This is a genomic window from Micromonospora sp. NBC_00860 (assembly GCF_045207375.1).
Lineage (GTDB): Bacteria > Actinomycetota > Actinomycetes > Mycobacteriales > Micromonosporaceae > Micromonospora > Micromonospora vinacea.
The window spans coordinates 6,608,410-6,625,460 of record NZ_CP108825.1 but is presented as its reverse complement, the minus strand read 5'-3'; the positions used below and the strand labels follow the sequence as shown (position 1 = coordinate 6,625,460).

The 17,051-nt window shown below is 71.0% G+C and carries 19 protein-coding genes; 10 read left to right on the top strand and 9 right to left on the bottom strand.

Annotated features, from left to right (window positions below):
- Window positions 1–8: 8 nt before the first annotated feature.
- Entirely contained in the window at window positions 9–113 is a 105-nt protein-coding gene (gene mtfM, locus OH804_RS30565) for a small membrane protein MtfM (RefSeq protein WP_030327764.1), read from the bottom strand.
- Between the two features lie 23 nt (window positions 114–136).
- Here mtfM and OH804_RS30560 point away from each other — a divergent pair, with 23 nt between their 5' ends.
- The 3 genes from OH804_RS30560 (at window position 137) to OH804_RS30550 (ending at window position 3,010) form a co-directional block, all read left to right on the top strand.
- The gene (locus OH804_RS30560; protein ID WP_196919971.1) at window positions 137–499 is read left to right on the top strand and encodes a DsrE family protein; all 363 of its coding nucleotides are present in this window, start codon (window positions 137–139) and stop codon (window positions 497–499) included.
- A 79-nt stretch (window positions 500–578) separates the two neighbouring features.
- Window positions 579–959, top strand: a complete 381-nt coding sequence (locus OH804_RS30555) for a hypothetical protein (RefSeq protein WP_406061084.1) — start codon at window positions 579–581, stop codon at window positions 957–959.
- Window positions 956–3,010, top strand: coding sequence for a glycogen debranching N-terminal domain-containing protein (locus tag OH804_RS30550; RefSeq protein ID WP_196919973.1), 2,055 nt, complete (start codon window positions 956–958; stop codon window positions 3,008–3,010). Before OH804_RS30555 ends, OH804_RS30550 begins: the two co-directional genes overlap by 4 nt.
- A gap of 19 nt (window positions 3,011–3,029) precedes the next feature.
- On the opposite strand, the gene OH804_RS30545 is transcribed toward OH804_RS30550, so the two are convergent.
- From OH804_RS30545 to OH804_RS30515, 7 genes are all read right to left on the bottom strand, one after another.
- Window positions 3,030–3,893 carry a hypothetical protein gene (locus OH804_RS30545; protein WP_406061082.1) on the bottom strand — a complete coding sequence of 288 codons (864 nt, stop codon included), beginning with the start codon at window positions 3,891–3,893 and terminating at the stop codon, window positions 3,030–3,032.
- 73 nt (window positions 3,894–3,966) lie between these two features.
- A complete protein-coding gene (locus tag OH804_RS30540) occupies window positions 3,967–4,419 on the bottom strand; it encodes a winged helix-turn-helix domain-containing protein (protein ID WP_406066736.1) in 453 nt (150 codons plus the stop codon).
- A gap of 199 nt (window positions 4,420–4,618) precedes the next feature.
- Complete coding sequence (locus tag OH804_RS30535) at window positions 4,619–4,939, bottom strand: DUF1416 domain-containing protein (protein ID WP_091402852.1); 321 nt, start codon at window positions 4,937–4,939, stop codon at window positions 4,619–4,621.
- Between the two features lie 2 nt (window positions 4,940–4,941).
- Window positions 4,942–5,790, bottom strand: a complete 849-nt coding sequence (locus tag OH804_RS30530) for a sulfurtransferase (RefSeq protein WP_196919977.1) — start codon at window positions 5,788–5,790, stop codon at window positions 4,942–4,944.
- Window positions 5,791–5,996: 206 nt separating this feature from the next.
- Window positions 5,997–6,074 carry an Ms5788A family Cys-rich leader peptide gene (locus OH804_RS30525; RefSeq protein WP_310503780.1) on the bottom strand — a complete coding sequence of 26 codons (78 nt, stop codon included), beginning with the start codon at window positions 6,072–6,074 and terminating at the stop codon, window positions 5,997–5,999.
- A 105-nt stretch (window positions 6,075–6,179) separates the two neighbouring features.
- Window positions 6,180–6,968, bottom strand: coding sequence for a DUF2993 domain-containing protein (locus OH804_RS30520; protein WP_406061079.1), 789 nt, complete (start codon window positions 6,966–6,968; stop codon window positions 6,180–6,182).
- Window positions 6,969–7,073: 105 nt separating this feature from the next.
- Complete coding sequence (locus tag OH804_RS30515; RefSeq protein WP_196919979.1) at window positions 7,074–8,132, bottom strand: hypothetical protein; 1,059 nt, start codon at window positions 8,130–8,132, stop codon at window positions 7,074–7,076.
- Between the two features lie 241 nt (window positions 8,133–8,373).
- On the opposite strand from OH804_RS30515, the gene OH804_RS30510 reads away from it, so the two are divergent.
- The 7 genes from OH804_RS30510 (at window position 8,374) to pstB (ending at window position 15,500) form a co-directional block, all read left to right on the top strand.
- Window positions 8,374–9,093 carry a response regulator transcription factor gene (locus tag OH804_RS30510; protein ID WP_196924666.1) on the top strand — a complete coding sequence of 240 codons (720 nt, stop codon included), beginning with the start codon at window positions 8,374–8,376 and terminating at the stop codon, window positions 9,091–9,093.
- A 155-nt stretch (window positions 9,094–9,248) separates the two neighbouring features.
- Window positions 9,249–10,112, top strand: a complete 864-nt coding sequence (locus OH804_RS30505; protein WP_406061077.1) for a polysaccharide deacetylase family protein — start codon at window positions 9,249–9,251, stop codon at window positions 10,110–10,112.
- 58 nt (window positions 10,113–10,170) lie between these two features.
- Window positions 10,171–11,097 (top strand): mycothiol synthase, encoded by a 927-nt coding sequence (gene mshD / locus OH804_RS30500; protein WP_196919981.1) that lies wholly within the window; start codon window positions 10,171–10,173, stop codon window positions 11,095–11,097.
- Window positions 11,098–11,388: 291 nt separating this feature from the next.
- Window positions 11,389–12,495 (top strand): phosphate ABC transporter substrate-binding protein PstS, encoded by a 1,107-nt coding sequence (gene pstS, locus OH804_RS30495; RefSeq protein WP_196919982.1) that lies wholly within the window; start codon window positions 11,389–11,391, stop codon window positions 12,493–12,495.
- A 34-nt stretch (window positions 12,496–12,529) separates the two neighbouring features.
- Entirely contained in the window at window positions 12,530–13,621 is a 1,092-nt protein-coding gene (gene pstC / locus OH804_RS30490) for a phosphate ABC transporter permease subunit PstC (RefSeq protein WP_196919983.1), read from the top strand.
- On the top strand, window positions 13,618–14,706 hold the full coding sequence (pstA, locus tag OH804_RS30485) for a phosphate ABC transporter permease PstA (RefSeq protein WP_196919984.1): 1,089 nt from the start codon (window positions 13,618–13,620) through the stop codon (window positions 14,704–14,706). Before pstC ends, pstA begins: the two co-directional genes overlap by 4 nt.
- Before the next feature lie 17 nt (window positions 14,707–14,723).
- Entirely contained in the window at window positions 14,724–15,500 is a 777-nt protein-coding gene (gene pstB, locus OH804_RS30480) for a phosphate ABC transporter ATP-binding protein PstB (RefSeq protein WP_196924667.1), read from the top strand.
- Window positions 15,501–15,626: 126 nt separating this feature from the next.
- Here pstB and OH804_RS30475 read toward each other — a convergent pair whose 3' ends face one another.
- Window positions 15,627–16,706: an IS110 family transposase gene (locus tag OH804_RS30475; protein ID WP_406061074.1), complete on the bottom strand. Its 1,080-nt coding sequence runs from the start codon at window positions 16,704–16,706 to the stop codon at window positions 15,627–15,629.
- Between the last annotated feature and the right edge of the window lie 345 nt (window positions 16,707–17,051).

Here is a 17,051-nt window from a genome sequence, read left to right as displayed (position 1 = left end):
CCTCGCGCTCACCAGCGTCCTCTCGAAATGCGTACGGCAAGGTAGACCAGGCCACCGGCGAGCCCGCCCAGGCCAGCGACCAGCAGGCTGACAAACCCGATCTCGGTAACCATCCCGGCCATCCTATGCTGGGCCCATGGCCCGCACTCTCGTCGTCAAGGCCACCGCTGGGGCGGACGCCCCGGAGCGGTGCGCGCAGGCATTCACCGTCGCCGCAACGGCGGTCGCGGCGGGGGTGGACGTCTCACTCTGGCTGACCGGTGAGTCGACCTGGTTCGCGCTGCCCGGTCGCGCCCAGCAGTTCGACCTGCCGCACTCCGCGCCCCTGGCCGAGTTGCTGCACGTCATCCTGACCAGCGGCCGGGTGACCGCCTGCACGCAGTGCGCGGCCCGACGGGAGATCGGCCCGGACGACGTCCTCCCCGGGGTCCGGATCGCCGGTGCCGCGGTCTTCGTCGAGGAGGCGTTGGCCGAGGGCGCGCAGGCGCTCGTCTACTGACCGCACGGCGGCGCCGGGTTGATCCGAGCGGAGTGCCGATACCGACCCGACATCTCGGACGGCTGCCTACGATTCGGATGTGACCGAGGCGGCGGAGAGTTTCTTCGAGGCACTACCGTCGCGCGCTCCCGACGTGCTGGGTGGCCTGGCCGACGGCACCCTCCAGATCGACCTCGGCGAGGACCACCGCACCGAACACTGGCGGGTCCGGATGCGGCCCGGGTCGGTGCAGGTCAGCCGGGGGCGTGGCCCGGCCGACGCCATCTGGTACAGCGGCGCCGCCCTCTTCGACCAGCTGATCAGCGGCGAGGCCCAGGCGGTCGCGGCGGTGCTGCGCAACGAGAGCACGTTCAGCGGGAACGTGGTGCTCTTCCTCGCCTTCCGCCGGTTCTTTCCGAACCCGCCCGGCACCCGCGACCCCCGCGAAACGGCCCGTCGAGCAGCCGGGCGACTCAGGTGAAGGACCTCGTCAGCATTCTGGACGGCAACACCTTCCTGGTCAGCGACCGGCGTGGGGACGTCGAACCGTCCTACGACTTCCCCACCGGGCTGTTCTCCTTCGACACCCGCTTCCTGTCCACCTGGGTGCTCACTCTGGACGGCGAACGGCTGCACGCCCTCTCCGTCGACGATGCCGAGTCGTACCGCACAAAGTTCTTTCTCGCCCCCGGCGAACCCACGCACTATCTGGACGCCAAGGCGTCGGTGATCCGCAGCCGGGCGATCGTGGGCAGCTTCGAGGAGGAGCTGACAGTGCTGAACCACCTCGGCGCGGAGCTCGAGTGCACCGTCCGGATCGAGATGGGGGCCGACTTCGCCGACCTGTTCGAGATCAAGAACTCTCGGCAGAAGCGGGGCCGGACCACAGTCACTGTCGCCGAGAAAGAGCTGCGGCTGACCTACCGGCGGGAGGCGTTCCACCGCGAGACAGTGGTCCGCACCACCGCGCCGGCCCAGGTCGACCACACCGGAATGACCTTCCGGATCCGGATCGCCCGCAACGGCAGGTGGACCACCCGGCTGCACGTGTCAAGCGTCGTCTTCGGGGCCCGGGGCGAGGACATCCGGGCCACCCTCCCGTACGGCGGCAGCCGCAGCGCGGACGCCATCCGGGCCGAACAGCAGGAGCTGATCGACAGGGCGCCGAAGCTCGGCTGCGACTGCGAGCCGCTGGCCGGGGCGTACCGGCGCAGCCTCAACGACCTGGCCGCGCTGCGCTACGAGTCGATCGCCCTGGGCGTACGGCTGATCGCCGCCGGGCTGCCCTGGTTCATGACCCTGTTCGGCCGGGACAGCATCATCACCTCGTTGCAGGTGCTGCCGTTCCTGCCGGAGCTGGTCCCGCCGACCATCCTGATGCTGGCCGGACTACAGGGGCACCGGGTGGACGACTTCCGGGACGAGGAACCCGGCAAGATCCTGCACGAGCTGCGGTACGGCGAGACCGCCGGCTTCGAGGAGCAGCCCCACTCGCCGTACTACGGGTCGGCCGACTCGACTCCCCTGTTCATCATCCTGCTCGACGAGTACGAGCGGTGGACCGGTGACGCCGCACTCGTCCGCAAGCTGGAGCCGCAGGTCCGCGCGGCGTTGCGGTGGATCGACACGTACGGTGACCTGCTCGGCACCGGCTACCTCTGGTACCAGACCCGCAACCCGGAGACCGGCCTGCAGAACCAGTGCTGGAAGGACTCCTGGGACGCCATCTCGTACGCGGACGGTCAGCTGCCCGGGTTCCCGCGGGCCACCTGCGAGTTGCAGGGCTACGCGTACGACGCGAAGATCCGGGCCGCCCGGCTGGCTCGGACGTTCTGGAACGACCCGGAGTTCGCCGACGAGCTGGAGCAGCAGGCCGCCGACCTCAAACGGCGGTTCGACCGCGACTTCTGGATCGCCGACCGGGAGCACTACGCGCTCGCGCTGGACGCCGACGGCCGGCAGGTGGACGCGCTGACCTCGAACATCGGGCACCTGCTGTGGAGCGGCATCGTGGACGAGTCGCGCGCCGGCAAGGTGGTCGAGCACCTGCTCGGGCCACGACTGTTCTCCGGCTGGGGGGTGCGGACGCTCGCCACGGACGAGGGGCGGTACAACCCGATCGGCTACCACGTGGGGACGGTCTGGCCGTTCGACAACTCGATCATCGCCTGGGGGTTGTGGCGGTACGGCTTCCGGGAGGAGGCCGGGCTGCTCTGCGACACGATGCTGGCGGCGTCCCGCTACTTCGAGGGTCGGCTGCCGGAGGCGTTCGCCGGCTACGCCCGGGACCTCACCGACTACCCGGTGGAGTACCCGACCGCGTGCAGCCCGCAGGCCTGGTCGACCGGCACCCCACTGCTGCTGCTGCGGGTGATGCTGGGGTTGGAGCCGCAGGGCGAGCACCTGATCATCGACCCGGCCGTGCCACCGGGGATGGGCCGGGTCGAGCTGCTGGACATCCCCGGCCGGTGGGGCATGGTCGACGCGTTGGGCCGCAGCCGGGAACCGGAGGACCAGCCGGACAAGGGCTGACCCGAGCGGGTCGCCCTGCTCAGCCCGGGCAGCCGACGGTGGCGGCCAGTCGGGTGGCGTCCGGGCTGATCTCGGCCAGCACCGTGACGGCACCGCTGCGGTACGCGTACACCGGGGGTTGGTCCAGCAGTGGGGCGTTGCCGGCCAGCGGGGCGAGTGCGGCCGTCGAGGCCGCCGGGCCGGAACCGTTCGCGGACCACGCGGTGCGGGCGACCCCGCCGCCCGGGCAGGGCGCGGTGACCAGCTCCGACGCGGCGTCACCCGGCCGGTCGAGTGCCAGCAGCGCGGCGGTCAGCGCGGCCGTCTCCGGGCCGGCAGCGGCGGCCGGAGACGGCGTGTAGCCGGCGCCGACCGGCCGGCAACCGGTGTCGACGACCAGTCGCACCCGGCCGTCGACTGTCGGCCGACCCTCGACGGCCACGAAGTCTCCGGCGTCGGCACGTAGCTCGGGGCCGTCCACCCCGGGCCCGACCCCGGCGCGCCAGCTCGCCGGCAGCCGGTCAGCGATGCCGGCCAGCACGGCCCGCTCGTCACCGTTGGCCGCGAGCACCCCGACCTCGCGTCGCAGCCTCGCCCCGTCGGCGAACGGGGTGACCCGGCAGCCGGACGCGATCCGCGCCGGGCCCAGTTCCAGCAGACCGGCGGCACCCGCCGCGCGGGCCAATTCGCCGACCGCCCGGTCGACCACCGGGCCGGCCTGATCGAGGGAACGCTGTTCGCGCACTGTCGGCGGGTCGTCCCGCACCGACACCCAGGTGAGCCCGGCCAGCAACACAGCCCAGGCCACTGTCACGGCCAGCAGCCAACGCCGCCGCGACCGGGCCGGCGCCGGCGCGGCGGGGCCGGCCGAAGAGGCCCAACCCGTCTGGACAGCACCGCTCACCCGGCCATGGTGTCACGCGCCCGCCGCCCGGCCGGCGGCGGAGGCGTCCGGCAGGGCCGGGGGCGGCCGTGGGTCAGCGGTCGTTCCGCCGGGGCGGCGGGTCGAGTCGATAGCCGACCCCTCGCACGGTGTGCACCTGCGGCCCGCCCGGCAGGCCCCGCAACCTGCGGCGAAGCCGCTTGATCGTGGACTGGAGCGCTGCGGTGTCCGCACCACCCAGCGCGGAGGCGCAGAGCTGTTCGTAGCTCCACACCGCCAGCGGCGGGCCGATGAGCAGGACGAGCAGCTCCCGTTCGGTGGGGGTCAGTGGGAGCGGCTCGCCGCGCCAGGTGACCTGGTGTCCGGCCCGGTCGACGACCAGCTCACCCCACTCCACCAGACCCCGCGCCTCGCGGAGCGGACGGGCTGGGGGATTGACCGGCACCGGGCCCGTCGGCGACGACAGCAGCTCGCGTAGCTCGGTCAGATCGGAACAGCTGAGCACCGGGGCGCTGCCGTCGAGTTGGCTCAGCACCCGCTCCCGCATCGACACGTCAGGGCCCACGCAGAGGACGATGGGGACCCCTTCGCCGGACCCGCCACTTTCATCCCTGAATTCCACCCGTAGATAGTGACGCATGCCAATGGATTTCGGCACCCGCCCGGCGCGTCGGCGCGCTGCGGAGAAACGACCGGGGCCAGCCACCCCAGGAGGGTGACCGGCCCCGGTCGATCAGAGCAGTGGGTCAGGCGACGGTGACGGCTACCTCGTTGACACCCCGGCCGGCGGTGACGGCAGTGTCGCCGTTGCCGTGCCGGGACAACGCCCGCAGCGTCCAGGAACCCGGCGCGGCGAAGAACCGGAACTGACCGGCGGCCGAGGTGACCACCTCGGCGGTGAACTCACCGGTCGAGTCGAGCAGCCGGACGTACGCGCCCGGCACCGGCTCGGCCTCGGCGGAGCGGACGATGCCGGTGATGACGGTTTCCTTCTCCAGGTCCAGGCTGGCCGGCAGCGGCGCGGCCTGGTCAGGTGCGGCGCAACCCGCGGCGGTGGGAAGAGTCATGATCAGGCCTCCCCGGGTTCGTCGCCGAGCGCGACCGGCACACCGACCAGCGAGCCGTACTCGGTCCAGGAGCCGTCGTAGTTCTTGACGTTGCGGTGACCCAGCAGCTCCTGGAGCACGAACCAGGTGTGCGACGAGCGCTCACCGATCCGGCAGTACGCGATGGTCTCCTTGCCGTCGTCGAGCCCCGCGTCGCCGTAGATCTTGCGCAGCTCGTCGTCGGACCGGAAGGTGCCGTCCTCGTTGGCCGCCTTGGACCACGGAACGCTGATCGCGGTGGGGATGTGGCCGGCCCGCTGCGCCTGCTCCTGCGGCAGGTGGGCGGGGGCCAGCAGGCGCCCGGCGAACTCGTCGGGGCTGCGCACGTCGACAAGGTTCTTGGTGCCGATCGCGGCGACCACCTCGTCGCGGAAGGCCCGGATGGTGGTGTCCGGCTCCTGCGCGACGTACTGCGTCGCCGGGCGGGTCACCGCGTCGGTGACGAGCGGGCGGGCGTCCAGCTCCCACTTCTTGCGGCCGCCGTCGAGCAGCTTCACGTCGCGGTGGCCGTAGAGCTTGAAGTACCAGTAGGCGTACGCGGCGAACCAGTTGTTGTTGCCGCCGTACAGGATGACGGTGTCGTCGTTGCTGATGCCCCGCTCGGAGAGCAGCGCCTCGAACTGCGTCTTGTTGACGAAGTCCCGGCGGACCTGGTCCTGGAGGTCGGTCTTCCAGTCAATCTTGATGGCACCGGCGATGTGGCCGGTGTCGTAGGCCGAGGTGTCCTCGTCGACCTCGACGAAGACGACGCCCGGGGCGTCGAGGTTCTTCTCGGCCCACTCGGCCGAAACGAGTGCGGTGTCGCGACTCATCGAATCACTCCCTGGTGAGGATGGATGGTGAGCCAACGCGCGCGAATCGATTGATGTATCTGTCGCACCACGCGCGGGACCCAGCGGAAGGACGGGATCACGGGATCGTGCGACGGCGCCGCTGCCGGGCGTTCGGTGGGATGACCGGAGGGTGCGAGAACCCTGTGCCGGTGGCCGCCGTCAGGCGGCCGGAGACAGCCCCGCCGTCAGATGACGGGGCGACACAGGCAGGTGGCCACGCGGCACAGGTCGACCGCGCGCCGTTTGGTGAGGTGGGTCCCCATGGCCAGGGAGCCTACCAGCCAGTGACCGTGCTGCCACTCAGCCGACCACCATCCGGGAATCGCCGGGGCCGCCGAGGATTTCGGCGTCCCACAGCGCTTCCGGCGTCAGTTGACGGAGTTGATCGGCACGTTCTTGGCGTCGGCGGTGACCGCCAGCCCTTCCGGCAGTGGACGGACCTCCCGGACAGCGAGCTGGAACGGCAGCTCCGGGAGGGGCACGTCGATGGAGATGCTCTTGGCGTAGTTGCTCAGGAAGGCCCGGGCCAACGGCAGGTTCGGCAGACCCGCGGCGTCCAGGTCGTTGAACCGCAGGGCGACAGCGCCGTTGTCGGCGACAGTGACGTCGGCGGTGCCGCTGATGGTGAGCTTCTGACCGAGGATGTCGGCCGGGGCCTTGACGGTGAGCTTGCCGTTCTGCTCGCCGAGGGTGAGACCCGGGCGGTTCAGCAGCGCGGCCAGACTCTCGTAGCTGATCGTGCCGGCACCGTTGACGGTGTCCGCCACGACGTCACCCTGGCCGGTACGCAGGGTGTCCAGCGAGGCCCGAACGTTGCGGGCGGTCACGTCGAGCACCGGGAGCCGGACGGCGTCGCCCTCGACCGATGCCTGCACGTCCCGCAGGTTGATGGTGATCCGCTCGTAACGGCCGTCCAGCACCTGGGTGAGGAACGGGGTTCCGCCAACCTCCACCTCGGGCGCTGCGGACTGCGCGTCCTGCTTGGCGATCTCCTGGCGCACGCGGTCGCCGATCATCCGCTCGGCGACCCCGACCGCGACCCGGTCGGCGACCACCAGCAACCCCGCCAGCAGCAGGAGCAGAACGAACAGCCCGATGAGCAGCTTGCGGCCACGCCGTCGGGGTCGCGCCTCGTTCACCGGATAGTCCTGCGCCACGCCGCCTCCTGTCTCCGCCCGTCGCGCCGCGACGGGTCGTTCGTACCGACGCCGCGGGGGCGGCGCACCCGTAGGTACCCGACCGCCTCCGCGCTCAACCGTGACTCAGAGGAAGAGCATGCACATGGCGTACGCGGCGGGCGCCGCCAGGGCGAAGCCGCCGAGCGGGCCCTGCATGTGCCGGGCCACCCACATCGTGGGCGGTTCGCCGGCCATCAACCGGCCCGCCTCCGCGTACCCCACGGCGAGGTCGGAGAGGACGGCGGTGACCGCCGCGACCAGGCCGATCACGGCGGCCCGGGTCGGCGTGAACGGGGCCACCAGGTAGCTGCCGAGGAGGGCGCTGGTCAGCGTGCCGACCATCGCGCCGGCCACCACGCCGGCGGCACCCCGGGGCACCTGCGGGGCGAGTCGGGGCCAGGGCAGTACGGCGTCGGTGAGCCGGGCGACGGTGAGCGCAACCCCGCTCGCGGTCAGGCAGACGGTGATCGCCTGGGTGCCGGCCGGAATCCGGCTGAGCACGATCAGCGTGCCGAAGGCCACCACCCCGACAACGATGAGCAGCGTGGCGCCGAGGGAGTCGGTGACCCGGACCCGGTCGACCCGACGTACCAGTTGGCCGAGCACCGCGGCGAGGAAACCGCCAGCGGCCAGGTAGCCCAGCGGGGCCAGACCGGCGACGTCGGTCTGCACCGCGGCGATGTCGGCGAGCGCCGCGACCGCGGCGCTGATTCCGGCGACCACCAGCAACGCCGGCGGACGCATGGCCATCGTCCAGGCGAGCACGAACAGCAGTTGGACGCCGAAGATGATGAAGGCGAACGGCAGCCGGTGACCGGGGCCCGACGTCTGCGCGCCGAGCACCAGGCCGACACCGAGCAGCGCGGCGAAGCCGGCGATGGTCAGCGCCAACTGGCGGTGCACAGCGACCGGGGGGATGACCTCCTCTTCCGGCTCGTCGATCTCGTCTTCGGATCGGCGGGCCGGTTCGCCGGAGCGACGGGCACGGCGAGGCCCACCCCGTTCGCGGCGGTCGCCGTCGGTGGTGGCCGGACCGGTACGCGGCGCGGGCGGTTGGCCGCGCGTCGGTGCGGGGGCCGGGCCCGGTTGGGGCCCGGCGGGCCACGATTCGCGGCCGGCCTCGGGCGAGGTGGAGGGAAACACGACCCGATCGTGCCAGACCGACCGCCCGACACGGCGGTCACGGGTTTCAGCGACGTTAAAATCCTTGTCGCGATCAGGGGCAAGCTAGACAAACAGGAAATGGCCTGACGGCGCGGCCGAGGCGATCGGTTAGGCTCAACGCGTTACCCGCCCGTCAGCGACGCCGGGACCACGCAATTTCTCAGCGCACTCCTTGATGAGTGCGACTGGTCGCGTGCGGCCGTGCGCCGCCGGGACGGAGGTGATCGTGGAGATCCTGCTGCTGGTGACCGCGCGTGCAGGTGAACCGTCGGCTGTGCTGCCGGCACTCGACCTGCTGCCGCACTCGGTCCGCACCGCGCCGCGTGATGTTCGCACCCTGGTCGCGGGCCCAAGCCCGGACGCGGTGATGGTGGACGCCCGATCGGAGCTGAGCGAGGCCCGGGCGACCTGCCGGATGTTGCACGCCACCGGGCTCGGCGTGCCGCTGGTCGCGGTGGTGACCGAGGCCGGTTTGATCGCCCTCAACGCCGACTGGGGCGTCGATGACGTCATCCTCGCCTCGGCCGGGCCGGCCGAGGTCGAGGCGCGGCTGAGGCTGGCGGTGGGCCGACTCAGCAACACGACAGCTGGTGCGGGTGGCTCGATCCGGGCCGGCGAGCTGAACATCGACCCGGACACGTACGCGGCCAAACTCAAGGGCCGTCCGCTCGACCTCACCTACAAGGAGTTCGAGCTGCTGAAGTTCCTGGCCCAGCACCCGGGTCGGGTGTTCACCCGGGACCAGCTCCTGCGTGAGGTCTGGGGCTACGACTACTTCGGCGGCACCCGCACCGTGGACGTGCACGTCCGGCGGCTGCGCGCCAAACTCGGCTCGGAGTACGAGTCGATGATCGGCACCGTCCGCCAGGTCGGCTACAAGTTCGTCGTTCCGCCGTCGCGGTCGCTTCCCGAAGCGGAGCACGCGCCCCTGCCGGTCTGACCCGCAGACCGGTTCCGGGCGATTTCCCATATGCCCTTTTTGCGCAGCTTGGCGGCTTTATTCTGACTGCCGGGTTTGTCGGAGAAAGGGGCGACGGTGCGCGCACTGACCACGGGGGCGACGGGCCGGCGTGACCGGCAAGCCGGGCGGACGTCGTGACGCGGGGCAGCTCCACCGCGCGGGCCGCGGGGATCGTGACACTGGTGGTGGCGGGGCTGCTCGGCTCCGCGTACGTGCTGGGCCGCAGCCTCGTCTCCGACCAGCCGCCTCCGCACTCCACCGGTGCCACCACGAGCGCCGACGGGCCGCACTACGCCGACCAGCCCAGCACTGGCGAGCCGGGCGCAGCCCCGAGCAGCAGCGCCGGCCCGGCCGAGGCCGGCCAGGACGGGTCCGGACGGGACGCCGGAGGCGACAACCTGTTCGGCGCGCACTCCACCACCGGCACCCCACGGCTCGCGCTGACCTTCGACGACGGGCCGGACCCCCGCTACACCCCGCAGGTCCTCGCCCTGCTGAGCGAGTACGACGTGCGCGCCACGTTCTGCGTGGTCGGCGAGAACGCGCAGAACCACCCCGAACTGGTCCAGTCGATCGTGGACGCCGGGCACACCCTGTGCAACCACTCCTGGCACCACGACGTCGGCCTGGGCGCCCGATCGGCCGACGCGATCCGCTCCGACCTCCTGCGCACCAACGCGGCGATCCGGGCAGCGGTGCCGAATGCCCCGATCGTCTGGTACCGCCAGCCGGGCGGGGCCTGGACCTACCCCGTCGTGTCGGTGGCCCGGCAGCTCGGCATGACCCCGCTGCACTGGTCGGTGGACCCCTCCGACTGGGAACTCCCCGGTGCCAGCAAGATCACCGCGACGGTGCTGAGCCAGGCCGAACCGGGCTCGGTGGTGCTGCTGCACGACGCCGGCGGGGACCGGCAGGGCACGGTGGAGGCGCTGCGCCGGATCCTGCCCGACCTGACCGCCCGGTTCGAGCTGGAGGCACTCCCCACCGACCCGACCTGAGCCGCGGCTTTGCGGCGACGGTCCGGGCGTCACGACACGCAACGGATACGGTGGCGGAATGAGCAGCGCGGAGCCGACCAGCGACCAGGTGACCCGGAGCGACCGACTGGCGTCGGCGGAGATCGCCGACGTACTGGCCCTCGTCAGCGTCGCGGGTGACACGGACGGCGCCGACCCGCTCGACGAACACGTCCTGCTCCGGCTGCGCGACCCCGATGCCCCCGCCGTGCATCTGATCGCCCGGGCCGACGACGGCACCCTCACCGGGTACGCGCACCTGGACACCACCGACCCGGTCGGCGGGATCGGGGTCGAGCTGGTGGTGCACCCCGGGTACCGGCGACGGGGCACCGGACGTGCGCTCGCCAGGGGCGTACTCGCCTCGGCCACCGGGCCGCTGCGGGCGTGGGCACACGGCGACCACCCCTCGGCCGCCGCGCTCGCCGTGGATCTCGGCTTCACCCGCGCCCGGGTGCTCTGGCAGTTGCGCCGGCCGTTGGCCGCCCCGTTGGGTGAGCCGCGCCTGCCCGACGGGGTGACGCTGCGTGCGTTCCGACCCGGGGTTGACGACGCGGCCTGGCTGGCCCTCAACGCCCGGGCCTTCGCCGAGCACCCCGAGCAGGGCCGGTGGACGTCGGACGACCTGCGGGTCCGCCTCGCCGAGCCGTGGTTCGACAGGGAGGGCTTCCTCCTCGCCGAGGAGACCGCGACCGGTCGGCTGCTCGGTTTCCACTGGACCAAGGTGCACGAGCGGCCGGGTTCGGCCCGGATCGGCGAGGTGTACGTCCTGGGGGTGGAGCCGACGGCGCACGGCGGCGGGCTCGGCCGGGCCCTGACCACCGCCGGGCTGGCACATCTGCGGGACAAGCGCGGCCTGGACCGGGTGATGCTCTACGTGGACGACTCGAACACCGGGGCCGTCGCGCTCTACGAGCGGTTGGGCTTCGCCCGCTGGTCCGCGCACATCAACTACCACCTGGGCTGACCGTCGGCCGTCGCTCCGACCGGGTCACCGGCTGGTAACGGCCGGGCGTCGGCGGCATAACAACGAACCGGAAATATACCCATACTTCCGACAGGTGTACCCCGGTTCACTTAACGGACAACTCACCCTCAGCAAGCGGTCACCTCGAGGGCCGTACGTGTTCACCTTGCGTTCACTTGCGACCGGCGAACCGGCTACCTGGCACTTCTAACTTTCGTGTCAGCCGGTCAGTGCCGGTCCTCGGGCCCCGGGATCGGGGCGCCAAGTCAGACGCGAAGGGAAACCCCTCAGGTGAAGCTCCAGCGGTACGGCGCGATTGCCGGCCTCGCCCTTGCTGCGACGCTCGGTCTCAGCGCATGCGGCTCGGACAACAACGAGCCCACCCCCGGCGCCAGCGCTTCGGGCTCGGCCGCCGCGGTCGACTGCGCTACCGGCACGCTGAACGCCCAGGGCTCGTCGGCGCAGAAGAACGCCATGGCCGAATGGATCAAGGCGTACCAGCAGAAGTGCCAGGGTGTCACGATCAACTACGAGCCCAGCGGTTCGGGCGCCGGCATCCAGGCGTTCATCGCCGGGACGGCCGACTTCGCCGGCTCCGACTCCGCGCTCAAGCCGGAGGAGCAGCCGCAGGCCGACGCCAAGTGCGTCGGTGGCAAGGCCATCCACCTGCCGATGGTGATCGGCCCGGTGGCCGTCGCCTACAACGTCAGCGGCGTGGACAACCTCCAGCTCAAGCCGGCCACCCTGGCGAAGATCTTCGCCGGCAAGGTCACCAAGTGGGACGACGCGGCGATCAAGGCCGACAACCCGGGTGCCACGCTCCCGGCGACCACCATCCAGACCGTCCACCGGTCGGACGAGTCGGGCACCACCGACAACTTCACCAACTTCCTCTCCAAGACCGCTGAGGCCGACTGGACCCTCGGCAAGGCCAAGGCGTGGAAGGCCCCGGGCGGCACCGGCGCCAAGGGCTCGGACGGCGTGGCCAGCCGGGTCAAGGGTGCGGACGGCTCCATCGGCTACATGGAGTGGTCGTTCGCCGAGAACGCCGGCCTGAAGATGTCCAAGATCGGTAACGGTGCGGGTGAGTTCGCCGCGCTGACCGCCGAGGCGGCCGGCAAGACCATCGCCGGCGCCAAGGTCGAGGGCCAGGGCGACGACCTCAAGCTGTCGATCGACTACAACACCAAGGAGGCCGGGGCCTACCCGATCGTCCTGGCGACGTACGAGATCGTCTGCAGCAAGGGCCTCGCGGCCGACAAGCTGCCGCTGGTCAAGGGTCTCCTGGGCTACGCCGCCAGCACCGAGGGCCAGGCTGCCATGACCGAGCTGGGCTACGCCCCGCTGCCGGAGAGCGTCCGCACCAAGGTCGAGGCCGCAGTCAAGAACATCTCCTGACCGACACCACTCCGCAATCGAATCGAGCGAGCAGATGGGTGACACCCCCCACCGCTCGGCCGACGCCGGCACCGGCGGGACGCGCGTGACCCAGAGTCACGAGTGGCCCGCCGGTGCCTCGGCGCGTGTGGCCGAGGCACCAGTCAGCACCCGTTCCCCGGGCGGCACCGGGCTGGGCGGCGGCGGCGCGCTGCCGCGCAGCCGTAGGTTCGGCGCCGAGCGGGCCTTCCGCGGTCTCACCCTGGCCGCCGGCACCGCCGTTCTGGTCATCATCGCCGCCATCGCGATCTTCCTGGTCGTCAAGGCGGTGCCGGCCCTACGCGCCAACACCGAGAACTTCTGGTCCTACGAGGGCTGGTCGCCCAACGAGACGGAGCCGAAGTTCGGCATCGGTGCGCTCGCCTTCGGCACCGTGCTCAGCTCGGCGCTGGCACTGCTCATGGCGGTGCCGGTGGCACTGGGCATCGCCCTCTACCTCTCGCACTACGCGCCGCGCCGGCTGGGCACCGCGCTCGGCTTCCTGGTCGACCTGCTCGCCGCCGTACCGAGCGTGGTCTTCGGCCTCTGGGGACGGGACGTCTTCAGCAGCCCCGTCCGGGACTTCTCGGTCTGGCTGAACCAGCACTTCGGCTGGATCCCGCTCTTCGGCGGCGACGGCCCGTTCGGGGCGTCCGTCATGCTCGGCGCCCTGGTCCTCGCGATCATGGTGTTGCCGATCATCACCTCGCTCTCCCGCGAGGTGTTCCTCCAGACGCCGACGGCGAACGAGGAAGCCGCCCTCGCCCTGGGCGCCACCCGCTGGGAGATGCTCCGCACCGCGGTGCTCCCCTACGGCCGCCCCGGCATCATCGCCGCGATGATGCTCGGCCTCGGCCGGGCGCTCGGCGAGACCATCGCCCTGGCGTTGACCCTCGGTATCACCTTCGGCATCTCGTTCAACCTGATCCAGAACGGCGGCAACACCATCGCCGCCAACATCGCCAACGCGTTCGGCGAGGCGAACGAGACCGGCAGGGGCGCGCTCATCGCCTCCGGCCTGGTGCTGTTCGCCATCACGCTGATCGTCAACATCACGGCGCGGGCGATCATCTACCGCCGCCGGGAGTTCACGGAGTCGGCCGCATGACCACAACCGCCACCTCCCACCGCACCCGGCCGCCGGCCCAGCCCGACTCGCTGCGGGCCAGGCGGCTGCCCTGGTACGCCGCCCCGGCCATCGCCGTGGCGGCCCTGGCGCTCTCCGCCGTGATCGTCTACGGCGCCGGCATCGGCGGCCCCGTCCTCGTGGTCGTCCTCGGCGCGATCCTCTACCTGGTCGGGCTCTTCGCCGCCGCCAACGCGGTCGAGGGGCGCCGATCGGCCCGCAACCGCACCTGGAGCGCACTGATCCACTCCGCCTTCGTGCTGGCGGTGCTGCCGCTCGTGTCGGTGGTCTGGACGCTGGTCAGCAAGGGTGCCGACCGGCTGGACGTCAACTTCTTCCAGACCTCGATGAACAACATCGGGGCCCGGGACGCCAACGGCGGCGCGTACCACGCGATCGTCGGCACGCTGGAGCAGGTCGGCATCGCCACCCTGATCACCGTCCCGCTCGGCGTTCTCTGCGCGATCTACATCGTCGAGTACGGGCGGGGCAAGTTCGCCTTCGCGATCCGGTTCTTCGTGGACGTGATGACCGGCATCCCGTCGATCGTCTCCGGCCTCTTCGTGCTGGCGTTCTGGGTGCTGATCGTGTCGCCGTGGTTCAACGACGGCCGGCCCAGCTTCTCCGGCTTCGCCGCCGCGCTCGCGCTGAGCGTGCTCATGCTGCCCACCATCGTCCGGTCCACCGAGGAGATGCTCCGCCTCGTACCGGCGCCACTGCGCGAGGGCGCGTACGCGCTGGGCGTACCCAAGTGGAAGACCATCCTGCGGGTGGTGCTGCCGACGGCGCTGCCCGGCATCGTCACCGGCGTCATGCTCGCCATCGCCCGCGCGGCCGGCGAGACCGCGCCGGTGCTGCTGGTCGCCGGCGGTGGCGCCGCGATCAACACCAACCCCTTCGAGAACAACCAGTCGTCGCTGTCCCTCTTCGTCTACCAGCAGGCCGGCGACGCGTCGAAGTACGCCCCGGCACGGGCGTGGACCGCGGCACTCACCCTGGTCGCCCTCGTGCTCATCCTGACGATCGCGGCGAAGCTGCTGGCCCGTCGCAACAGGCTCAGCCGATGAACCCCGGAGGTACCACCATGGCCAAGCGCGTCTCCGCCTCGAACGTCACCGCGTACTACGGCGGCTTCAAGGCGATCGAGAACATCAACCTGACGGTCGAGCCGAAGACGGTCACCGCCCTCATCGGGCCGTCCGGTTGCGGCAAGTCGACGTTCCTGCGGTCGATCAACCGGATGCACGAGGTGCTGCCGGGGGCCCGGGTCGAGGGCAGCCTGACCATCGACGACCAGAACATCTACGACCGGGACGTGGACGTCACAGCGGTCCGGCGCACCATCGGCATGGTCTTCCAGCGGCCGAACCCGTTCCCCACCATGAGCATCTTCGAGAACGTGGTGGCCGGGCTGAAGCTCAACGGGGTCCGCAAGAAGTCGATCCTGGAGGACGCGGCCGAGAAGGCCCTGCGCGCCGCGAACCTGTGGGGCGAGGTCAAGGACCGGCTGGGCAAGCCCGGCGCGGGTCTCTCCGGCGGTCAGCAGCAGCGGCTCTGCATCGCCCGGACCATCGCGGTCGAGCCGCAGGTCGTCCTGATGGACGAGCCGTGCTCCGCCCTGGACCCGATCTCCACGCTGGCGATCGAGGACCTGATGTTCCAGCTCAAGGACAAGTTCACGATCATCATCGTGACGCACAACATGCAGCAGGCCGCGCGGGTGTCGGACCGGACCGCCTTCTTCTCCATCGAGAAGACCGGCGACCCGGGCCGGTTGATCGAGTACGACAACACCCAGAAGATCTTCAGCAACCCGAGCGTGAAGAAGACCGAGGACTACATCACCGGCCGCTTCGGCTGAGCCGACCACGTCCGGTCACCGGCGCCCCGCCTTCCGGCGTGGGCGCCGGTGCCATCTCCAGCCCAGCCCAGCCCCGCCCCGCCGTGCTCGGTGAGCAAGATCGCGCCGATCTGTGAGTGGGGGTTGTCAAGGGGTGCGGTGGTGGGTGGTGATGGTGCGGTAGAGCTGTCGGGCGATGTAGCGCTTGAGGCAGCGGTTGATTTCTCTGGTGGTGCGGCCTTGGGCGCGGCGTCGGTTGATGTAGTCGCGGGTTTCGGGGTGGATGCGGCGGCGGGTCAGGGCGATGGTGTGTAGGGCGCTGTTGAGGGTTCTGTCGCCGCCGCGGTTGAGGCGGTGTCGGTCGGTGCGGCCGCTGGCGACGGGTATGGGGGCGGCGCCGGCGAGGGTGGCGTAGGCGGCTTCGGAGCGGACGCGGCCGGGGTGTGACCAGGCGGTGAGGGCGATCGCGGCGGTGACGGGTCCGACTCCGGGTTGGTCGAGCAGGGGTGGGCAGAGTTCGGTGACGAGGGCGCGGAGGCGTCGGTGGTTGTCGGCCAGTGCGGCGTCGAGGGTGTGGATGTGACGGGCGAGGGTGCCCAGTTCGCGGCGGCGGGTGTGTTCCTCGGTGGGCAGGTGGGTGCTCTCGGGTAGGTCGAGGGCGGTCAGGTAGGTGATTTGGTGGGTGGTGCTCAGCCCGCGTAGGGCGTGGCGCAGGGCGTCGTCGGCGGTCAGGATCAGCGCTTTGACCAGGTTGACCGTGGCGGTGCGCGCGTCGCTGTGGTGGCGGCGGCAGACCAGCAGCAGACGCAGCGCTTCGCGTGGTCCGTCGCTGCGGGGCACAGCGATATGGTCGGTGGACAGTGCCAGCACCGCGTGGGCGGCGGCGACCGCGTCGAGTTGATCGGACTTCCCGCCCCGGCGGCGGACCGCCGGGGCGGGTTTGGGTGCCTCGCAGACCGGTTCACCGGCAGCGCTCAACAGCCGACACAGTCCCTGACCGTGCGCCCGGGTGCCCTCTACCGCCCACAACCGGCGCCCGTCCGGCGGGGTGTGCGCGGCGGCGAAGGCCACCAGCCGGCTCAACCCGTCCGCGTCGGTGGACACGGTGACCTGCGCCAGCACCGCCCCGAACCGGTCGAGCACGGCAGCGGTGTGGGTGTCGGTGTGGGTGTCCACCCCCACCACCACGTCATAGCGATCCGTGACCCGCTCTACGATCTGTGCCATCTCGGGTTGTTACTCCTTTGCCAGTGACGACCGGGACAGTCGGCGTCGGCTCGGGATGCAGTCACCTCGGCGGCAAATCTGTGATGGGCCACGTGTGCTCGCACGGGCAGGCTTCTGATCAGGCCAGCAAGGTGGGCCGAGCCGGCGCCGACGACCACCTGGGGACAGGTCTTGCACAAGGCACACCCGCACTCCGAGCGGCCGGATCGGCAATGAGCCACCCAAGCGATCATCGACGCCGAACCTAGCGGCAACCAGCCGAACCGATCACCACATACATAGAAGCGTCTTGCAGTTTCGGTTGTCGATATGGGTGAGCTGCCCCTTGTGTCGCGACAGAAAGTG